Annotated in this window: 15 protein-coding genes; 7 read left to right on the top strand and 8 right to left on the bottom strand. The window is 70.7% G+C overall.

Annotated features, from left to right (window positions below):
* Window positions 1–129 precede the first annotated feature (129 nt).
* On the bottom strand, window positions 130–1,137 hold the full coding sequence (locus tag ACFU9P_RS26505) for a zinc-binding dehydrogenase (RefSeq protein ID WP_384085266.1): 1,008 nt from the start codon (window positions 1,135–1,137) through the stop codon (window positions 130–132).
* A 101-nt stretch (window positions 1,138–1,238) separates the two neighbouring features.
* Here ACFU9P_RS26505 and ACFU9P_RS26500 point away from each other — a divergent pair, with 101 nt between their 5' ends.
* Both ACFU9P_RS26500 and ACFU9P_RS26495 read left to right on the top strand, forming a co-directional pair.
* The gene (locus ACFU9P_RS26500; RefSeq protein WP_384085263.1) at window positions 1,239–1,967 is read left to right on the top strand and encodes a TetR family transcriptional regulator; all 729 of its coding nucleotides are present in this window, start codon (window positions 1,239–1,241) and stop codon (window positions 1,965–1,967) included.
* Between the two features lie 66 nt (window positions 1,968–2,033).
* A complete protein-coding gene (locus tag ACFU9P_RS26495) occupies window positions 2,034–4,340 on the top strand; it encodes a HelD family protein (RefSeq protein ID WP_384085260.1) in 2,307 nt (768 codons plus the stop codon).
* A 21-nt stretch (window positions 4,341–4,361) separates the two neighbouring features.
* On the opposite strand, the gene ACFU9P_RS26490 is transcribed toward ACFU9P_RS26495, so the two are convergent.
* Both ACFU9P_RS26490 and ACFU9P_RS26485 read right to left on the bottom strand, forming a co-directional pair.
* A complete protein-coding gene (locus ACFU9P_RS26490) occupies window positions 4,362–4,781 on the bottom strand; it encodes a VOC family protein (protein WP_376385688.1) in 420 nt (139 codons plus the stop codon).
* Window positions 4,782–4,791: 10 nt separating this feature from the next.
* Window positions 4,792–5,229 carry a helix-turn-helix transcriptional regulator gene (locus tag ACFU9P_RS26485; protein WP_384085256.1) on the bottom strand — a complete coding sequence of 146 codons (438 nt, stop codon included), beginning with the start codon at window positions 5,227–5,229 and terminating at the stop codon, window positions 4,792–4,794.
* A gap of 271 nt (window positions 5,230–5,500) precedes the next feature.
* Here ACFU9P_RS26485 and ACFU9P_RS26480 point away from each other — a divergent pair, with 271 nt between their 5' ends.
* Window positions 5,501–6,244 (top strand): hypothetical protein, encoded by a 744-nt coding sequence (locus ACFU9P_RS26480; protein ID WP_384085253.1) that lies wholly within the window; start codon window positions 5,501–5,503, stop codon window positions 6,242–6,244.
* An 86-nt stretch (window positions 6,245–6,330) separates the two neighbouring features.
* Entirely contained in the window at window positions 6,331–6,882 is a 552-nt protein-coding gene (locus ACFU9P_RS26475; protein ID WP_384085250.1) for an HAD domain-containing protein, read from the top strand.
* A 115-nt stretch (window positions 6,883–6,997) separates the two neighbouring features.
* Here the strand turns inward: ACFU9P_RS26475 and ACFU9P_RS26470 are convergent, their stop codons facing one another.
* The 5 genes from ACFU9P_RS26470 to ACFU9P_RS26450 form a co-directional block, all read right to left on the bottom strand.
* A complete protein-coding gene (locus tag ACFU9P_RS26470) occupies window positions 6,998–8,098 on the bottom strand; it encodes an aminoglycoside phosphotransferase family protein (RefSeq protein WP_384085247.1) in 1,101 nt (366 codons plus the stop codon).
* Between the two features lie 278 nt (window positions 8,099–8,376).
* Complete coding sequence (locus ACFU9P_RS26465; RefSeq protein WP_384085244.1) at window positions 8,377–9,009, bottom strand: SRPBCC family protein; 633 nt, start codon at window positions 9,007–9,009, stop codon at window positions 8,377–8,379.
* Entirely contained in the window at window positions 9,006–9,368 is a 363-nt protein-coding gene (locus ACFU9P_RS26460) for an ArsR/SmtB family transcription factor (protein WP_376385699.1), read from the bottom strand. The genes ACFU9P_RS26465 and ACFU9P_RS26460 overlap by 4 nt, the downstream gene beginning before the upstream one ends.
* A 225-nt stretch (window positions 9,369–9,593) precedes the next feature.
* Window positions 9,594–11,993 (bottom strand): ATP-binding cassette domain-containing protein, encoded by a 2,400-nt coding sequence (locus tag ACFU9P_RS26455; RefSeq protein ID WP_384085241.1) that lies wholly within the window; start codon window positions 11,991–11,993, stop codon window positions 9,594–9,596.
* Between the two features lie 166 nt (window positions 11,994–12,159).
* Entirely contained in the window at window positions 12,160–12,516 is a 357-nt protein-coding gene (locus tag ACFU9P_RS26450) for a VOC family protein (RefSeq protein ID WP_376385703.1), read from the bottom strand.
* 252 nt (window positions 12,517–12,768) lie between these two features.
* On the opposite strand from ACFU9P_RS26450, the gene ACFU9P_RS26445 reads away from it, so the two are divergent.
* From ACFU9P_RS26445 to ACFU9P_RS26435, 3 genes are all read left to right on the top strand, one after another.
* Window positions 12,769–13,416 carry a helix-turn-helix domain-containing protein gene (locus ACFU9P_RS26445; protein ID WP_384085237.1) on the top strand — a complete coding sequence of 216 codons (648 nt, stop codon included), beginning with the start codon at window positions 12,769–12,771 and terminating at the stop codon, window positions 13,414–13,416.
* 23 nt (window positions 13,417–13,439) lie between these two features.
* A complete protein-coding gene (locus ACFU9P_RS26440; protein ID WP_384085234.1) occupies window positions 13,440–14,150 on the top strand; it encodes a hypothetical protein in 711 nt (236 codons plus the stop codon).
* 354 nt (window positions 14,151–14,504) lie between these two features.
* Window positions 14,505–14,840, top strand: coding sequence for a DUF2516 family protein (locus tag ACFU9P_RS26435; protein ID WP_384085231.1), 336 nt, complete (start codon window positions 14,505–14,507; stop codon window positions 14,838–14,840).
* Window positions 14,841–14,858 lie beyond the last annotated feature (18 nt).

Raw genomic sequence — 14,858 nt, 5'->3', positions numbered from 1 at the left:
CGGCGGGGGGCGACGGGTGTTGGCGGGGGCGGAGGGTGTTGGCCAGGGCCGACGGGTGTCGGTGGGGGGCGGAGGGTGTTGGCGGGTGTTGGTGGGGGTCGGCGGGTGTTGGTGGGGGCCGGCGGGAGTTCAGACCGTGAGTACGACCTTGCCCACCAGGCCGCGGGCCTCGATCGCGCGGTGTGCCTCCGCAGCCCGCTCCAGCGGGAACGTTTCGCCGATCACCGGGCGCAGGCGGCCCGCCGCCGCTTCCCGCAGGGCCTGCGCGGAGAGCCGTACCCGTTCCTCCTCGGTGAGCTGTACGTCCATGATGCCCAGCAGGGTGACCTCCCGGTCCGCCGCGTCGCGGGCGTCCACCGGCGCGAAGCCGCCGGTCGGGGCGCCATGGGCCGAGAAGCGACCGTCCTTCGCGGTCAACCGGTAGGCGGCCAGGCCCAGTTCGCCGCCCACTCCGTCCAGGACGACATCGGCGCCCGCCGGGCCGAGCGCCTCGCGGGCCCGGTCCTGCCATCCGTCGAGCCCGCCGTCCACGACCGCGTCCGCGCCCAACTCCCGTACCAGCGCGGCCTTCCGCTCACCACGTGCGACGCCGACGACGAACGCGCCCCGGGACTTGGCGAGTTGTACGAGCAGCGTGCCCATGCCGCCCGACGCGCCGGTGATCAGGACCCGTTCGCGCGCGGCCACGCCGGTGTTCTCCGTGAGGCCCGTGTTCTTCATGAGGCCGGTGTTCTTCATGAGGGCGAGCGCGGTGACACCGTCGTGGATCAGCGCGGCGGCGGTGGTGAGCGGGACTCCGTCCGGTACGGGTACGAGCGCGCCCACCGCCGCCACCGCCAGCTCCGCCGCGCCCCCGTTCTCGCCGAGCGCGGCCACGACCCGGCGGCCGAGCCAGGCGGGATCGACGCCGTCGCCGGCGGCACGTACCGTACCGGCGATTCCGCCGCCGAGGACGTACGGCGGCCGTACGGAGAAGAACTCCCGGCCCCAGCCCGTCCGGATCTGGGTCTCCACGAAGAGCGTGTCCACCGCGGAGACGGCGATCAGCACCTCGCCGGGGCCCGCCACCGGGTCGGGAGCCACGTCCGTCACCAGCACCTCGGGACCGCCGAACGCGGTCACCCTCGCCACACGCATACCGATCACGCCTTCCGCTCGCGGTTGTGTCCTCGCGGTTGTGCTGGAGAGTCTTGAACGTCAAGTCCGGTTGAGGTCAACTGCTGCGTACGCTCGTGGCCATGAACGACGCCGATCCGGGCCCCAGCCCCGATCCGACCACCGGTCCCGGCCCCGATCCGACCGCCGGCCCCAGCCCCGATCCGACCACCGGTCCTGGCCCCGGCCCCGATCCGGCCGCCGTCCGCGGTCTGCGGGAGCGCAAGAAACAGCAGCGCTACCAGGCCATCTCCGACGCCGCGATCTCCCTCTTCCTCGCGAAGGGCTTCGACAGCGTGTCCGTCGCGGAGGTCGCCGCCGCGGCCGAGATCTCCAAGCCGACGCTCTTCCGGTACTTCCCGACCAAGGAGGACCTGGCGCTGTACCGTTTCGCCGACCACGAGGACGAGGCGGCCCGAGTGGTGCTGGCCGGCCGGTCCGACGGCGTACGGCCGCTCGACGCCCTCTGCGGCCACTTCCTGGCGGGGCTCGCCGGGCGCGACCCGGTGACCGGTCTCAACGACCACCCCGCGGTGCTCGCGTACCACCGGCTGCTGTACGGCACGCCGAGTCTGGTGGCCAGGATGTACGGGTATCAGAGCCGCTCCGAAGAAGCGCTGGCCGCGGCCCTGGGCGGCGGTATCGAGGGCGCGCTCGGCGCCGGCCAGATCATCGCCGTACAGCGGATCCTCGCGCTGGAGAACTGGCGGCGGATCGCGGCGGGCGAGAGCGTGGAGGCGGTGTACCCGGACGCGGTGGCGGCGGCGGAGCTGGCCTTCGAGCGGCTGCGTACGGGACTCAATGAGTGGTGATGCTTGACCGAAGGGCTGGGTGATACTCGGTAATGTTTTTAACCGGGTTGCGTTATTCTCGCCGCCATGACGGCACTCCCTCCGCAATCCGGCCTTGACCCCGTTGATCTCGTCGGTGAACTCGACCGGGAACGCGCCTACCACGAGACCTGCCGGGCCGCGCTGACCGGCATGGTGGACGACGCCCGGGAGCAGGTCGTCATCGGTGAGAACGCCTTTGCCTCCGGCGCGGACGCCGAGGTCCTCGGCCGCCATCTGCGCAGCTACGCAAAGGAGTTGGGGCAGGAGCCGGACGGCCCGCTGTTCTTCGGCCGCCTCGACTTCGCCGAGTCGCCCGGTCACCAGAGCGGCGGTCAGGACGCGGGCCAGGGCGGCGATCACCGCGGCCAGAGCTACCACATCGGCCGCCGCCGGATCACCGAGCATCCCGCCGCCCCGCCCCTGGTGGTCGACTGGCGTGCGCCCGTCTCGCGCGCCTTCTACCGGGCGAGCGCGCGCGATCCGCAAGGCGTGGCCGTACGCCGTCGCTTCGGCTGGGCGCCCCGGAGCACCGGCAAGCAGGACGAGCTGACCGGCCTGGAGGACGAGCACCTGGCCCCGGGCGGGGGTGGGGGCGCGGGTACGGGCGTGGGTACGGGTGCGGGCGTGGGTGCGGGTGCGGGTGCGCAGGAGGATGCCGGTAGTGGTACCGGCAGCGCGATCCTCACCCGTGAGATCGAGCGCCCCCGCGTCGGCCCGATGCGCGACATCGCGGCCACCATCCAGCCCGAGCAGGACGATCTCGTACGGTCCGGACTCGGTCTGTCCCTCTGTGTCCAGGGCGCCCCCGGCACCGGCAAGACCGCGGTCGGCCTGCACCGCGCCGCGTACCTCCTCTACACCTACCCGCAGCGGATCCAGCGCGCCGGCCTGCTCATCCTCGGCCCCAACCGCACCTTCCTCTCGTACATCTCCGAGGTGCTGCCCGCCCTCGGCGAGACCGGGGTGCGCCAGTCGACGGTCGGGGACGAGATCGCGCGCCATCCGGTGCGTACGGAGGACCCGGAGGCCGCGGCGGTCGTCAAGCACGACGCCCGGATGGCGGAGGTGCTGCGCCGGGCGCTGTACGGGCGGGTCGCGGCGCCCGCGGGACCGCTGACCGTGCCGGACGCGGATGGTTCGTACAGTTGGCGGCTCGGGCACGGCACGCTGGTACGGATCGTCGACGAGGTACGGGCCGAGGCGCCGCCGTACGCCGTCGGCCGGGAGCGGGTGCGCAGCCGTACCGTACGGGCCGTACAGCTCCAGGCGGAACGGCGGGCCGGGCCGAAGTCCGCGAACTGGGTGCGGCGGATCGGCGGCTCGCGGGCGGTACGGGAGTATCTGGACGCGGTCTGGCCGAGGACCCGTCCCGAGGAAGTGCTGGCGGGGCTGCTCGCCGATCCGGCGGAGGCGTGCGAGGGCATCCTCACGGCGGAGGAACAGCGCGCGATCCACCGGCCGGCGCGGGGGCGCGGGCAGGGGAGCGGGCGTGGGAGTGGACTCGGGAGTGGACTCGGGCGCGGGCCGATGTCCGCTCGGGTGGCGCGCTCCCTGCCGTGGTCGGCGGCGGATCTGGTGCTGCTGGACGAACTGGCCGGGCTGATCGAACACCCCGAGGGGTACGGACACGTCGTCGTCGACGAGGCCCAGGACCTCTCGCCGATGGAGTGCCGCGCGATCGCCCGGCGCGCGGTGTTCGGTTCGCTGACGGTCCTGGGCGATCTCGCGCAGGGCACCACCCCCTGGGCCGCCCGCTCCTGGCCCGTACTCCTCGCCCACCTGGGCCGGCCCGAGGCGCCCGTGATCCCGCTGACCACCGGCTTCCGGGTGCCGGGGGCCGTGGTGGCGCTCGCCAACCGGCTGCTGACGGCGCTGGATGTCGACGTACCACCAGCCCGTTCCCTGCGCCGGGACGGCGAGTTGACGATCCGTCAGGTACGCGGGCTGGCCGGGCCGGATGAGCTGGCTGCGGGAGTGGTCGAGGCGGTACGGGCAGCCCTCACCCGCGAGGGATCGGTCGGCGTGATCGCGGCCGACACGGGTACGGACCTCCTTCGTACGGCTCTCCGGGCGGTCGGTATCGCCACGGCGACGGCGGACGAGATCGCCGTGGCGGCCGGTGGGGTGACGGGCGGGACGGGCGGGACGGGCGGGACAGTGACGGTGCTGGCGGCGACGGAGGCGAAGGGCCTGGAGTACGACCATGTCGTACTGGCCGAGCCCGCCGCGATCGCGGAGGCGGAGGCGAAGGGCGCCCACCGGCTGTATGTGGCGCTGACCCGCGCGGTGTCGCGCCTGGACATCGTCCACAGCCGACCGCTACCGGAACCGCTGCGGGAGGCGGGCCGGTAGGGCCGCTACGCGTGTCGGCGGCTACTGCTGCCTGTTGGGCTGGTTGAAGCGCAGCAGATTGCCGGACGGATCGCGGAAGGCGCAGTCCCGTACGCCGTACGGCTGATCTATCGGCTCCTGGATCACCTCGGCTCCCGACGCCCGGATGTGCTCGAACGTCGCATCGCAGTCGTCGGTCACGAACACGGCCCTGCTCAGCAGACCCTTGGCCATCAGGTCCGTGAGCGCCCGCCGGTCGTCCTTCGAGATGTTCGGGCTCGCGCCCGGCGGTTCGAGCACGATCTCGATGTCCGGCTGTGACGGCGGGGTGACCGTGACCCAGCGCATGCCCTCGAACGAGACGTCGTTCCGTACGGTCAGGCCGAGGACGTCACGGTAGAAAGCGAGCGCCTTCTCATGGTCGTGCACCGTCAGGAAGCAGTGGGAGAGCTTGAGGTCCATGTCCGTCACGCTACGAGCCCATAGCCGGTTTCGCTTCTCCATTCGTGACCGGCCCCCCGTTTCTGACCGGCCGCGTGAGGATCATGGCGAAGCACGCGGGTATACCGGCGCCCTGCTCATGGCTCCGCGCCCGGTACACACTCGGGCTCTCCCCGACCAGCTCGGTGAAGCGTGAGCTGAACGACCCCAGCGACGAACACCCGACCGCGAAGCAGACCTCCGTCACCGTGAGATCGCCCCGGCGCAGCAGTGCCTTCGCCCGCTCTATTCGGCGCGTCATGAGATAGCTGTACGGCGTCTCGCCGAAGGCGGCCCGGAAGCTCCGGGAGAAGTGGCCGGGCGACATCAAGGCAGCCCGGGCGAGCGCGGGGACATCAAGGGGGCGCGCGTACTCGCGGTCCATGGTGTCCCGCGCCCGGCGCAGTCTGATGAGGTCTTCTGGATTCACCTGCTCAGCATCGCATCCCCTGTCGGATCCGGGAGCGCCCTGTGGATGACGCGGAGGCACCCGCGGAATGCCCTGTGGATAACTCCCGGGCCCACGGTTCGGCGGGACGGGGCGGACATCCCGGCCCTCGTGAAGAAGGCCCTGGCGAAGGCAGGAGGGTCGGCACCCAGGGGACCGGGAGGCCGATCTACGAGGTCGTCTTCAACGGCAAGATCCAGCAGGTCACCATTGGCGTGGGCGACAACGGATCCGTGAGCGGAGCAAATCCCGTATGACCTTCGACGAACTGCGGCACGTGCTCGTACGGCCCCGGGACGAGCCGTCCCCGCTGTACGAGCCGGAGGATCCCGGAGCCTTCGAGGACCTCGGCGCCTTCACCCGTAACATCCCGCTGGACGATTCCGGGCTGAACCTCCCGGCAGATCTGGCGGACGCGCTGCGAGCCTGGTCGCTCGCCCACCCACCAGAGGGCTTCGACTCCCGCCCGGACCTGCGCAAGCACGTCAAGCAGGGGCTGGCGACCGCCCAGCGACTTGCCAGGCATCTCGGGCCGTCATGGACGGTGCACTACTGGGACGAGGGCCACGGGACGGCGAAGTGGCTGTGCTGGGGCTGCGATCGCTTTCACCGGGAGCGCGCCGCCCACGGCACGCCCCCGCACCCGCTCGACATCACGGTCGAGGGCGAGTACGGATTCGGTCCGCTGCGCTCGGAGGGATTCGGGGACTTCTTGCCGGATGATCCCGCCGCCTCCCTGTCCCTGTCCGCCGACCTCGTCGCCGCTCTGTACACCTGGGCGGAGGGCATCAACACCACGCTGAACCTGGATCTGCGGGACAGGGAGGACGGCAAGTACGACGCCGAGTGGCAGCGGCTGTTCCGGGAGGGAGCGGAGCTGGCGGAACAGACGGCACACGAACTCGGCCCCGCGCGGACAGTGACCTACAAAGGACTGGCACATGGCGGCCTGGGCGCGCTGACGTCGGTCACCTGGCAAGGGGACAAGGAGCTGTAAACATCTGAACATGGCGGGTGGAGGGAGGAGACCGCGTACCCCCGCTCCACCGTGGGTGATGGGGTGGTACGCGCTATCGTGCGCTGGTGACCGGCTCGGCTTCCGCCTCCGCCTCCGCCTCCGCTTCCGCGCAGCGCCCGCTCCTCTTCCTTGATGTCGACGGACCGCTCATCCCGTTCGGGGCGACACCGCGGGAACGACCGGACGGGTATCCGACCTACCGGACGAGCGCCGGGGCCGCGGCGGCGGACGCGAATCCGCTGCTGGCGAGGATCAATCCCGATTTCGGGCCCCGGCTGATGGCACTGCCGTGCGATCTGGTTTGGGCCACCACATGGATGGGCGACGCGAACGACGCCGTTGCCCCCTGGCTCGGCCTGCCCGAACTGCCCGTGGTGTCTTGGCCGGACCCCTCCGACGAGGACGAGCGAGCCGGCCTCCACTGGAAGACCCGACCCCTCCTCGACCGGGCGGACGGGCGCCCCTTCGTCTGGGTGGACGACGAGATCACCGACACGGACCGCGCCTGGGTGACCGCACGCCACCAGGGTCGAGCGCTTCTCCACCGCGTCGATCCCCGACAGGGCCTCACCGACACGGACTTCGCCGCACTCGCGAAGTGGCTGCGCGCAGGCTAGTCGCGGTCCGGAGCGCCGGTCAGGGCAGTTCGACGCGCACGAGGTCCCGGGCGGACGGGTTCCCCGGTCCGCCGCGCGTACGCCATCCGCTCGCGCACCTCGCGCATGGGCGGGGCTAGATCGGTGGCTCGCTGAAGAGTTCCAGCAGCCACTTGGCGCTTTCCGCGGCACCTGTGGTCTTTGTGGCGTCCGCGGCGTCGGACGCCCTGGGGAAGAGGCGGCCCCAGGAACCCGCGCGGCCGATCGCGCCGAGTCGCCCTGCCAGGGTCACCGCGCGGCGTAGTTCCGCTGTCGTACGGCCGTCTCCCGTCCAGGGTTCCAGGTAGGCGTCGCGCAGCCGGGGCAGCACTTCGGGACCGTACAGTTCGCGCGCTCTGCGGGCAGGGACGAGGAAGCTGCAGAAGGGATGGGAGACGGCGGCGTCGCCCCAGTCGAAGAACGTGAACCGGCCCGGTTCAGGGTTGAAGAACTGACCGTCGTGCAGGTCGGCGTGATCGAGCGAGTCCGCGATGCCCATGTCGGCAAGCTCCGCGCACCAGTCCACCAGGCGTGGCCGGAGTTCGCGCAGCCTTGTGAGATCGTCCGGCCGCAGTACGGAATTCTCGGCGGTGGCCTGGCCGACGGTCCGACCGACGACCTCGGCGACAGGCCGGGCGACGGGCGTGGCGACAGGCTGGGCGACGACCTTGGCGACGACTTGGTCGAAGACGCCGGGAAGCGCAGTCGTCCGTGTGCCGGGGACACCGAGCCGTTCGATCTCCTCGGCGTACGGAACGAGCGCGAGCTGCATTCCCGCGTACTGGCGCAGCGGCTCTTCCCACGCACGGGGATCGGCGGGGCCACGGTTGAGTACGTCCCTGAAGAGATCACCGCCGTCGGGGAGCAGCGACCAGCCGTGGTCGACGTCGACGGCGAGCGGTTGCAGTACGTGCTCGGGCACCCAGTGCGCGAGTGCGGAGGTGAGCGCCGCCTCGAAGGCGCTGGCGGGCGGATTGGCCTTGAACCAGACGGCGCTGTGACCTTCCACGGGCATACGCACGAGGACGGACCACGGGCGCAGCCGGACGCTCCGTTGCCCTGTCTCGCGCAGACCGTGAGCGGCGAGTCCGCGCTCGGCCCAGCCAAGAGCCGCGTCTCGCCAGGCCTCTTGCTCCCAGGGCGTCCCCGCATCCTGGTACCGCCCCCGGTCCACGACCACCGACGCATCATGCCGCATCGCGCCATCTCAGCACGGAGCCCGCCGGTCCTCCATCGGTTTTCTCCGGCGGATCGACGCGGACTGCCCCGTACCGACCCGGACCGACCGGAACCTGATCTGCCATCGCCGCGCGCTGGGCCGTGGTCGTCCTGGCAGCGGGACGGTACGTACGGATACGACGGCGTGCTCGTCGGCGCCGACGTCCAGGGAGGTCATGCGCTAAACGCCAGGCCGCCGCCATGCCTGCCGTCACTCGGGTTGGTGCCGACCGGTCGGCCTGGCAGTCCGCCCCCCGGCTACGTTCCCGTGTAGAACCCGATCGTGGCCGCCGTCGTCGCCGCTACGGCCTCCGCGTCCGCGCCGGAGGCGGTGTACGCGGCGCCCCAGGCCTCGCCCCAGCGCGTGATGAATTCCTTCCCCTCGGGCGTCGTGTGCCAGGTCGCGGCGTCCTCCTTGGTGATTTCGCCGCCCGCGAGGTGCTTCCTGAGCCCGAAGAACATCATGTCCCAGCCGACGCCGACCGCTCCTGGTCCGAACTGGCCCCAGAACTCGTCCGGTACCACGGCCACGTGCTCCAGCTCGAACACCGTGCGTCCGTCGCCCTCCGGCGCGAGCCGTACCTCGACCTCGCTGAAGCCCGGATCCGGGCCCATCAGCCAGCTCACGCGCAGCCGCGTCGGCTCCACGCACTCCAGGATCTCGCCGCCGGCGTTGCCCTCCAGCTGGTATCGGCCGCCGAGCTTCAGCTCACCGCTGACCGGCATGAACCACCGCCCGAGTCGCTCGGACGAGGTCACCGCGTTCCATACGTCGGCGACCTCGGCGTCGTACGTACGCCGCAACAGCACCGTACGGGCCTCGCCCGCCTTCACCTGTCGTGCGCCGACCTCGCGGTGCAGACGGTTGATCTCGTCGACGATCTCACTCATTGCCGTTCCTCATTGCCGTTCTCGTCCTCCCTCAGCCTGCGCTCGCGCTTTCCTCGTGCGAGCTCCGTCCCCAGTGCGTCGAGCCGTTGTTCCCAGAACCCCCGGAACCTCTCCAGCCACGCGTCCACCTCGCGCAGCGGCGCGGCCTCGACCGCGTACAACCGCCGGGTCCCCTCCGCTCGTACGGACGCGAAGCCGGCCTCCCGCAGTACCCGAAGGTGCTGCGACACAGCGGGCTGAGAGATTCCGAACTCGTTCCGGATCACGGCGCTGATCTCGCCCGACGCCTGCTCGCCGGACGCGAGCAACTCCAATATCCGGCGCCTGACCGGATCTCCCAGAACGTCGAAGGCGTGCACGTAGCGACTATGCCATCACTCGCTTATATAAGGAAAGGCTTAGACGTGCATACGTTCGGATGCCGGGTAGGTGCCGGCTCACGGAGCTGGCGACCTCAGCGCCATGGCCATGGCACTCGGCCAGGGCACTCGACGCCTGAGCCGGCACCCGTAGCGATCGGTCCGCGAGTGCGCGAGCCCGCGAACCCACGAGTCCGCGAACCCGCGAACCCGCAAACCCACCGCTCAGGTACCGGTCGTACCGACGTACGCCGCAAGGTGCTCCCCCGTGAGCGTGGAGCGTGCCGCGACCAGATCGGCGGGGGTGCCCTCGAAGACGATCCGGCCGCCGTCGTGGCCCGCGCCCGGGCCGAGGTCGATGATCCAGTCGGCGTGCGCCATGACCGCCTGGTGGTGCTCGACGACGATGACCGACTTGCCGGAGTCGACGAGCCGGTCGAGCAGGCCGAGCAACTGCTCGACGTCGGCGAGATGCAGACCGGTGGTCGGCTCGTCGAGTACGTAGACGCCGGCCTTCTCCGCCATGTGCGTGGCCAGCTTGAGCCGCTGCCGCTCGCCGCCGGACAGCGTGGTGAGCGGCTGGCCGAGGCTGAGATAGCCGAGCCCGACGTCGGCGAGCCGGCCGAGGATGCGGTGCGCGGCCGGCGTGCTCGCCTCGCCCGCGCCGAAGAACTCCTCGGCCTCGGTCACCGACATCGCGAGCACCTCGCTGATGTCGCGGCCGCCGAGGTGGTGGTCGAGCACCGATGCCTCGAACCGCTTCCCCTCGCACTCCTCGCAGGTCGTGGCGACACCGGCCATCATCGCCAGGTCGGTGTAGACGACGCCGGCGCCGTTGCAGTTCGGGCAGGCGCCCTCGGAGTTGGCGCTGAACAGCGCCGGCTTCACGCCGTTGGCCTTCGCGAACGCCTTACGGATCGGTTCGAGCAGTCCGGTGTACGTCGCCGGGTTGCTCCGCCGCGAGCCGCGGATCGCGCCCTGGTCGACCGACACCACACCCTCACCAGCAGGGATCGATCCGTGCACGAGCGAACTCTTGCCGGAGCCCGCGACCCCGGTGACCACGCACAGCACCCCGAGCGGGATGTCGACATCGACGTTCCGCAGGTTGTGCGCCGTCGCGCCGCGTATCTCCAGCGCGCCGGTGGGCTTCCGTACCGTCTCCTTGAGGGTGGCCCGGTCGTCGAAGTGGCGGCCCGTGATGGTGCCGGCGGCCCGCAGCCCCTCGACGGTGCCCTCGAAGCAGACGGTGCCTCCTCCCATACCGGCGCCGGGGCCGAGATCGACGACATGGTCGGCGATCACGATCGTCTCCGGCTTGTGCTCCACGACGAGCACCGTGTTGCCCTTGTCCCGCAGCCGCAGCAGCAGGCTGTTCATCCGCTGGATGTCATGGGGGTGCAGGCCCACCGTGGGCTCGTCGAAGACGTACGTCGTGTCGGTGAGCGAGGAGCCGAGATGGCGGATCATCTTGACGCGCTGCGCCTCGCCGCCCGACAGTGTGCCCGACGGGCGGTCGAGCGACAGATAGCCGAGCCCGATCTCGACGAACGAGTCGAGCGTGTGCCCCAGCGCCGCCAGCAGCGGTGCGACGGACGGTTCGTCCAGCCCCCGCACCCACCCGGCCAGATCGCTGATCTGCATCGCGCAGGCGTCGGCGATGTTGACCCCGCCGATCCGCGACGACCGGGCCGTCTCACTGAGCCGAGTCCCGCCGCACTCGGGACAGGAGGTGAACGTCACCGCCCGGTCCACGAACGCCCGGATGTGCGGCTGCATCGCCTCCCGGTCCTTGGCGAGCATCGACTTCTGGATCCGCGGGACCAGCCCCTCGTACGTCATGTTGATGCCCGCGATCTTCATCCTGGTCGGCTCGCGGTGGAGGAAGTCGTACAGCTCCTGCTTCGTGTACGTACGGATCGGCTTGTCCGGGTCGAAGAAGCCCGACTCGCTGTAGAGCCGGTAGTTCCAGCCGCCCGCCTTGTACCCGGGGATCGTGAGCGCGTCCTCGTTGAGCGACTTGCTGTCGTCGAAGAGCTGGGACAGATCGATGTCGGTGACCGAGCCCCGGCCCTCGCAGCGCGGACACATGCCACCGGTGATGCTGAAGCTGCGCCGCTCCTTCACGGTCTGTCCGGCGCGCTCGACCGTGACCGCGCCCGATCCGCTGATCGAGGCGACATTGAACGAGAACGCCTTGGGCGAGCCGATGTGCGGCTGCCCGAGCCGGCTGAAGAGGATGCGCAGCATCGCGTTGGCGTCGGTGGCGGTGCCGACCGTGGAACGGGGATCGGCACCCATCCGCTGCTGATCGACGATGATCGCGGTCGTCAGACCTTCGAGTACGTCGACCTCGGGCCGCGCCAGCGTCGGCATGAAGCCCTGTACGAAGGCGCTGTACGTCTCGTTGATCAGGCGCTGCGACTCCGCGGCGATCGTGCCGAACACCAGCGAACTCTTGCCCGAGCCGGAGACGCCGGTGAACACCGTCAGCCGGCGCTTCGGGATCTCGATGCTGACGTCCTTGAGGTTGTTCTCGCGCGCACCCTGCACGCGGATCAGATCGTGGCTGTCGGCGACGTGCGGCGCAGGCGACTGCGTGTCCGTCCGCGTGGCTGTGCTCATCGTGTCTCCATCTGTATCTGTATCTGTCCGCTGGGCGGGGCTGCGGGGCTGCCTTCGCGCTCCCCGTCGGCGTCGCGTGGCTGGATCCGGCCGGCTTCGAGAGTACGAGGAGAGTACGAGCGAGCACGAGGAGAGCGCGAGAGCGGCGGCCGGCAGCCGGCGGCGGTCACCGGTCCTGAAGCAGCCCGAGGACATTGCCGTCGGGGTCGGTGAAGGTGGCCACCAGACGCCCGCCGCCGACATCGTGCGCGGGCTCCTTCACGGTGGCACCCGCCGCCGTCACCTCGGCCAGCTTCGCCTCGATGTCCGGTACGTGCCAGTAGGCCACCGGCGAGGTCATGCCCTGCTGCCCGCCGCCCGGCACCAGCCCGATGTGCTGGCCCGCGGCCTCGAAGCCGACGTAGTAGGACTCATCGGCCACCGGCGTCACACCGAGCAGCGCGGCGTACACGGCCTTGGCCGCCGCCAGGTCGGACACGGGGTGCAGCACGGTCTTGATCCCCTGGGTGGAAGAGCTGGTCATGGTCACTCCTGAAGTCGTGGGTCCGGTGAAGTCGCGGGTCCGGCCGGGGTCTGTCCACACCGGACCGTCCATGGCGGTCACGCTAGGCGCGCCTCGGACCCGGCGCTTCTCCATTCCTGACCGGTTGGGCCACGTGGCACGTGCCGCATGCCACGTGCCGCGCGGCGTCCGACGTGCTGCGTCATCCGGACGGGGGACACTATTGCAAGCGGGCGCTTGCAATAGTTAGCGGGGTGGGGGCAGTATGGAGGCATGGCATCACTCAATGTCGGCAATCTCGGTGGATACCTGCGCGAGCAGCGGCGTAACGCGCAGTTGTCGTTGCGGCAGCTCGCCGATGCCGCCGGGGTGTCGAATCCGTATCTGAGCCAGATCGAGCGCGGGCTGCGGAAGCCGAGTGCGGACATTCTGCAGCAGCTCGCCAAGGCGCTGCGGATCTCCGCGGAGACGCTGTATGTGCAGGCCGGGATGTTGGACGAGCGGGGGCGGGACGAGCTGGAGACGCGGGCCGTCATCCTCGCCGACCCCTCGATAAACGAGCGGCAGAAGCAGGTGCTGCTCCAGATCTACGAGTCGTTCCGCAAGGAGAACGCGCTCGACGTGGAGAGTTCCGACGCGGAGAGTTCCGTTACGGAGAGCACCGGCGCCGAGAGAACAGACAGCACGGGTAGCACTGCGAACGCCGCGACGGCGCGGAGTTCCGGACGTACGGCGAACGCGGCCGGCACGGAAGCCCTCGGCGGCGCCGAAGCAGCCGAGGCCGTCGAAGCCGTTGAAGTCACGGATGTCCCCGGGCGCGCGGCCGGTGCGGCGGGCGGCGGGGGCGGGGGCTTCGAGGGCCTCTTCGACGACGGTTCCGGCGCCACAGGCGGCAGTGCCGCCACACCACCCTCACACTGAACTGATCCGGGAGGACACCAGTCATGGCCATCGTGGATGACCTGCGCAAGACCCTCACCGACCCGACCCCCCTCTACTTCGCGGCCGGCACCGCCGACATCGCCGTCGAGAAGGCCAGGAAGGTGCCCGGCCTGATCGAGCAGTTGCGGGCCGAGGCCCCGGAGCGGCTGGAGGCCGTACGTAACTCCGACCCCAAGGCCGTCCAGCAGAAGGTCACCATCCAGGCCAAGGAGGCCCAGGCGACCGTTCAGGCCAAGGTCAGCGAGGTGATCGGGTCGCTGGACACCGATCTGAAGAAGCTGGGCGAGAGCGCGCAGGACCTGGCGATGCGGAGCCTGGGCAGGGCCGCGGAGTACGCGGTCAGGGCGCGGGAGACGTACGAGAAGGTCGCCGAGCGCGGCGAGCAGACCGTACGGACCTGGCGCGGCGAGAGCGCGGAGCAGATCAACGAGATCGCCGTCGCCGTCGAGCCCCGGCCCGCGGCGCGGAAGAGCGAGCCGAAGGGTGAGTCCAGGACCGGGACCAGCACCGAGTCCAGGACGCAGCCGAAGGCGCAGCCCAAGTCCGCGGCGACCGCCGCGAAGCCCGCGACCGGCGCCAAGCCTGCCGCCAAGCCCGCTCCCAAGAGCGAGCCGAAGGCCGCGGCCAAGCCGGCCGCCGCAGCCAAGAAGACCACCACCGTCCCCCCGCGCAAGACGACGGCGAAGAAGACGCCCCCGCCCTCCGCCAAGTAGCCGAGCGGCCAAGTAGTCAAGTAGCCGAGCAGCCGGGCCGGGCACCGGCCGGCCCGGCCGGGGCTGTGCAGCCGAAGCCGAAGCCGGGGCTGAGCAGCCGGGGCCGGGCCTGGCCACCGCCGGGCGCCCGGCGTCGGTGGCCGGACCCCGTACGCCGAGCCGACCGCCGAGGCCGAGTCGGCCGCCGAGCCGGCCACCAAGCCAGCCGCCGCCCACCGGCCGCCCCCGAAAGTAACGGCCCGGGCACCTCCCCGGTGTTCCGGGCGTTATCCGGGTACCTTGGCGTACGGGCCGACCGACCGGCGTTTCCTTCCCTCTTCAGGGTCACCCACTCACCAGGCAGGTGGTGTCAGCATGTTGCTCTCGGGATTCGGCACATTTCTCTGGCTGCTCAATCTGGCGATGCTCGTCCTCGCCGTCGTCGCGCTGTTCCTCTCCGCGACGGCCCGCGAGGACGCCTATCGCGCCGCCGACAAGCAGACCAAGAAGTTCTGGCTGATCATTCTGGGGATCACGGTCGCCGTGAACCTCCTTGTGCCGATGCTGTTCCTGCAGATCGCCGGGCTCGTCGCCACGATCGTCTTCATGGTCGACGTACGGCCCGCCATCCACCAGATCTCCGGTGGCGGCGGACGCCGCGGCGGCTCCAGCAGCGACGGCCCCTACGGTCCGTACAACGGCGGACGCTGAGGCCGGGCCGTACAACCG

The sequence above is a fragment of the Streptomyces sp. NPDC057617 genome (assembly GCF_042800555.1).
Classification (GTDB): Bacteria; Actinomycetota; Actinomycetes; order Streptomycetales; family Streptomycetaceae; genus Streptomyces.
Note: the sequence above shows the minus strand (reverse complement) of the source record. Positions and strands in the feature narration are given on the sequence as shown.

Excerpts from the sequence above, each read along its gene's own strand:
- ACFU9P_RS26505 (WP_384085266.1), bottom strand. The coding sequence starts at position 1,137 with ATGCGTGTGGCGAGGGTGACCGCGTTCGGCGGTCCCGAGGTGCTGGTG.
- ACFU9P_RS26500 (WP_384085263.1), top strand. The coding sequence starts at position 1,239 with ATGAACGACGCCGATCCGGGCCCCAGCCCCGATCCGACCACCGGTCCC.
- ACFU9P_RS26495 (WP_384085260.1), top strand. The coding sequence starts at position 2,034 with ATGACGGCACTCCCTCCGCAATCCGGCCTTGACCCCGTTGATCTCGTC.
- ACFU9P_RS26490 (WP_376385688.1), bottom strand. The coding sequence starts at position 4,781 with ATGGACCTCAAGCTCTCCCACTGCTTCCTGACGGTGCACGACCATGAG.
- ACFU9P_RS26480 (WP_384085253.1), top strand. The coding sequence starts at position 5,501 with ATGACCTTCGACGAACTGCGGCACGTGCTCGTACGGCCCCGGGACGAG.
- ACFU9P_RS26470 (WP_384085247.1), bottom strand. The coding sequence starts at position 8,098 with ATGCGGCATGATGCGTCGGTGGTCGTGGACCGGGGGCGGTACCAGGAT.
- ACFU9P_RS26465 (WP_384085244.1), bottom strand. The coding sequence starts at position 9,009 with ATGAGTGAGATCGTCGACGAGATCAACCGTCTGCACCGCGAGGTCGGC.
- ACFU9P_RS26455 (WP_384085241.1), bottom strand. The coding sequence starts at position 11,993 with ATGAGCACAGCCACGCGGACGGACACGCAGTCGCCTGCGCCGCACGTC.
- ACFU9P_RS26450 (WP_376385703.1), bottom strand. The coding sequence starts at position 12,516 with ATGACCAGCTCTTCCACCCAGGGGATCAAGACCGTGCTGCACCCCGTG.
- ACFU9P_RS26445 (WP_384085237.1), top strand. The coding sequence starts at position 12,769 with ATGGCATCACTCAATGTCGGCAATCTCGGTGGATACCTGCGCGAGCAG.
- ACFU9P_RS26440 (WP_384085234.1), top strand. The coding sequence starts at position 13,440 with ATGGCCATCGTGGATGACCTGCGCAAGACCCTCACCGACCCGACCCCC.
- ACFU9P_RS26435 (WP_384085231.1), top strand. The coding sequence starts at position 14,505 with ATGTTGCTCTCGGGATTCGGCACATTTCTCTGGCTGCTCAATCTGGCG.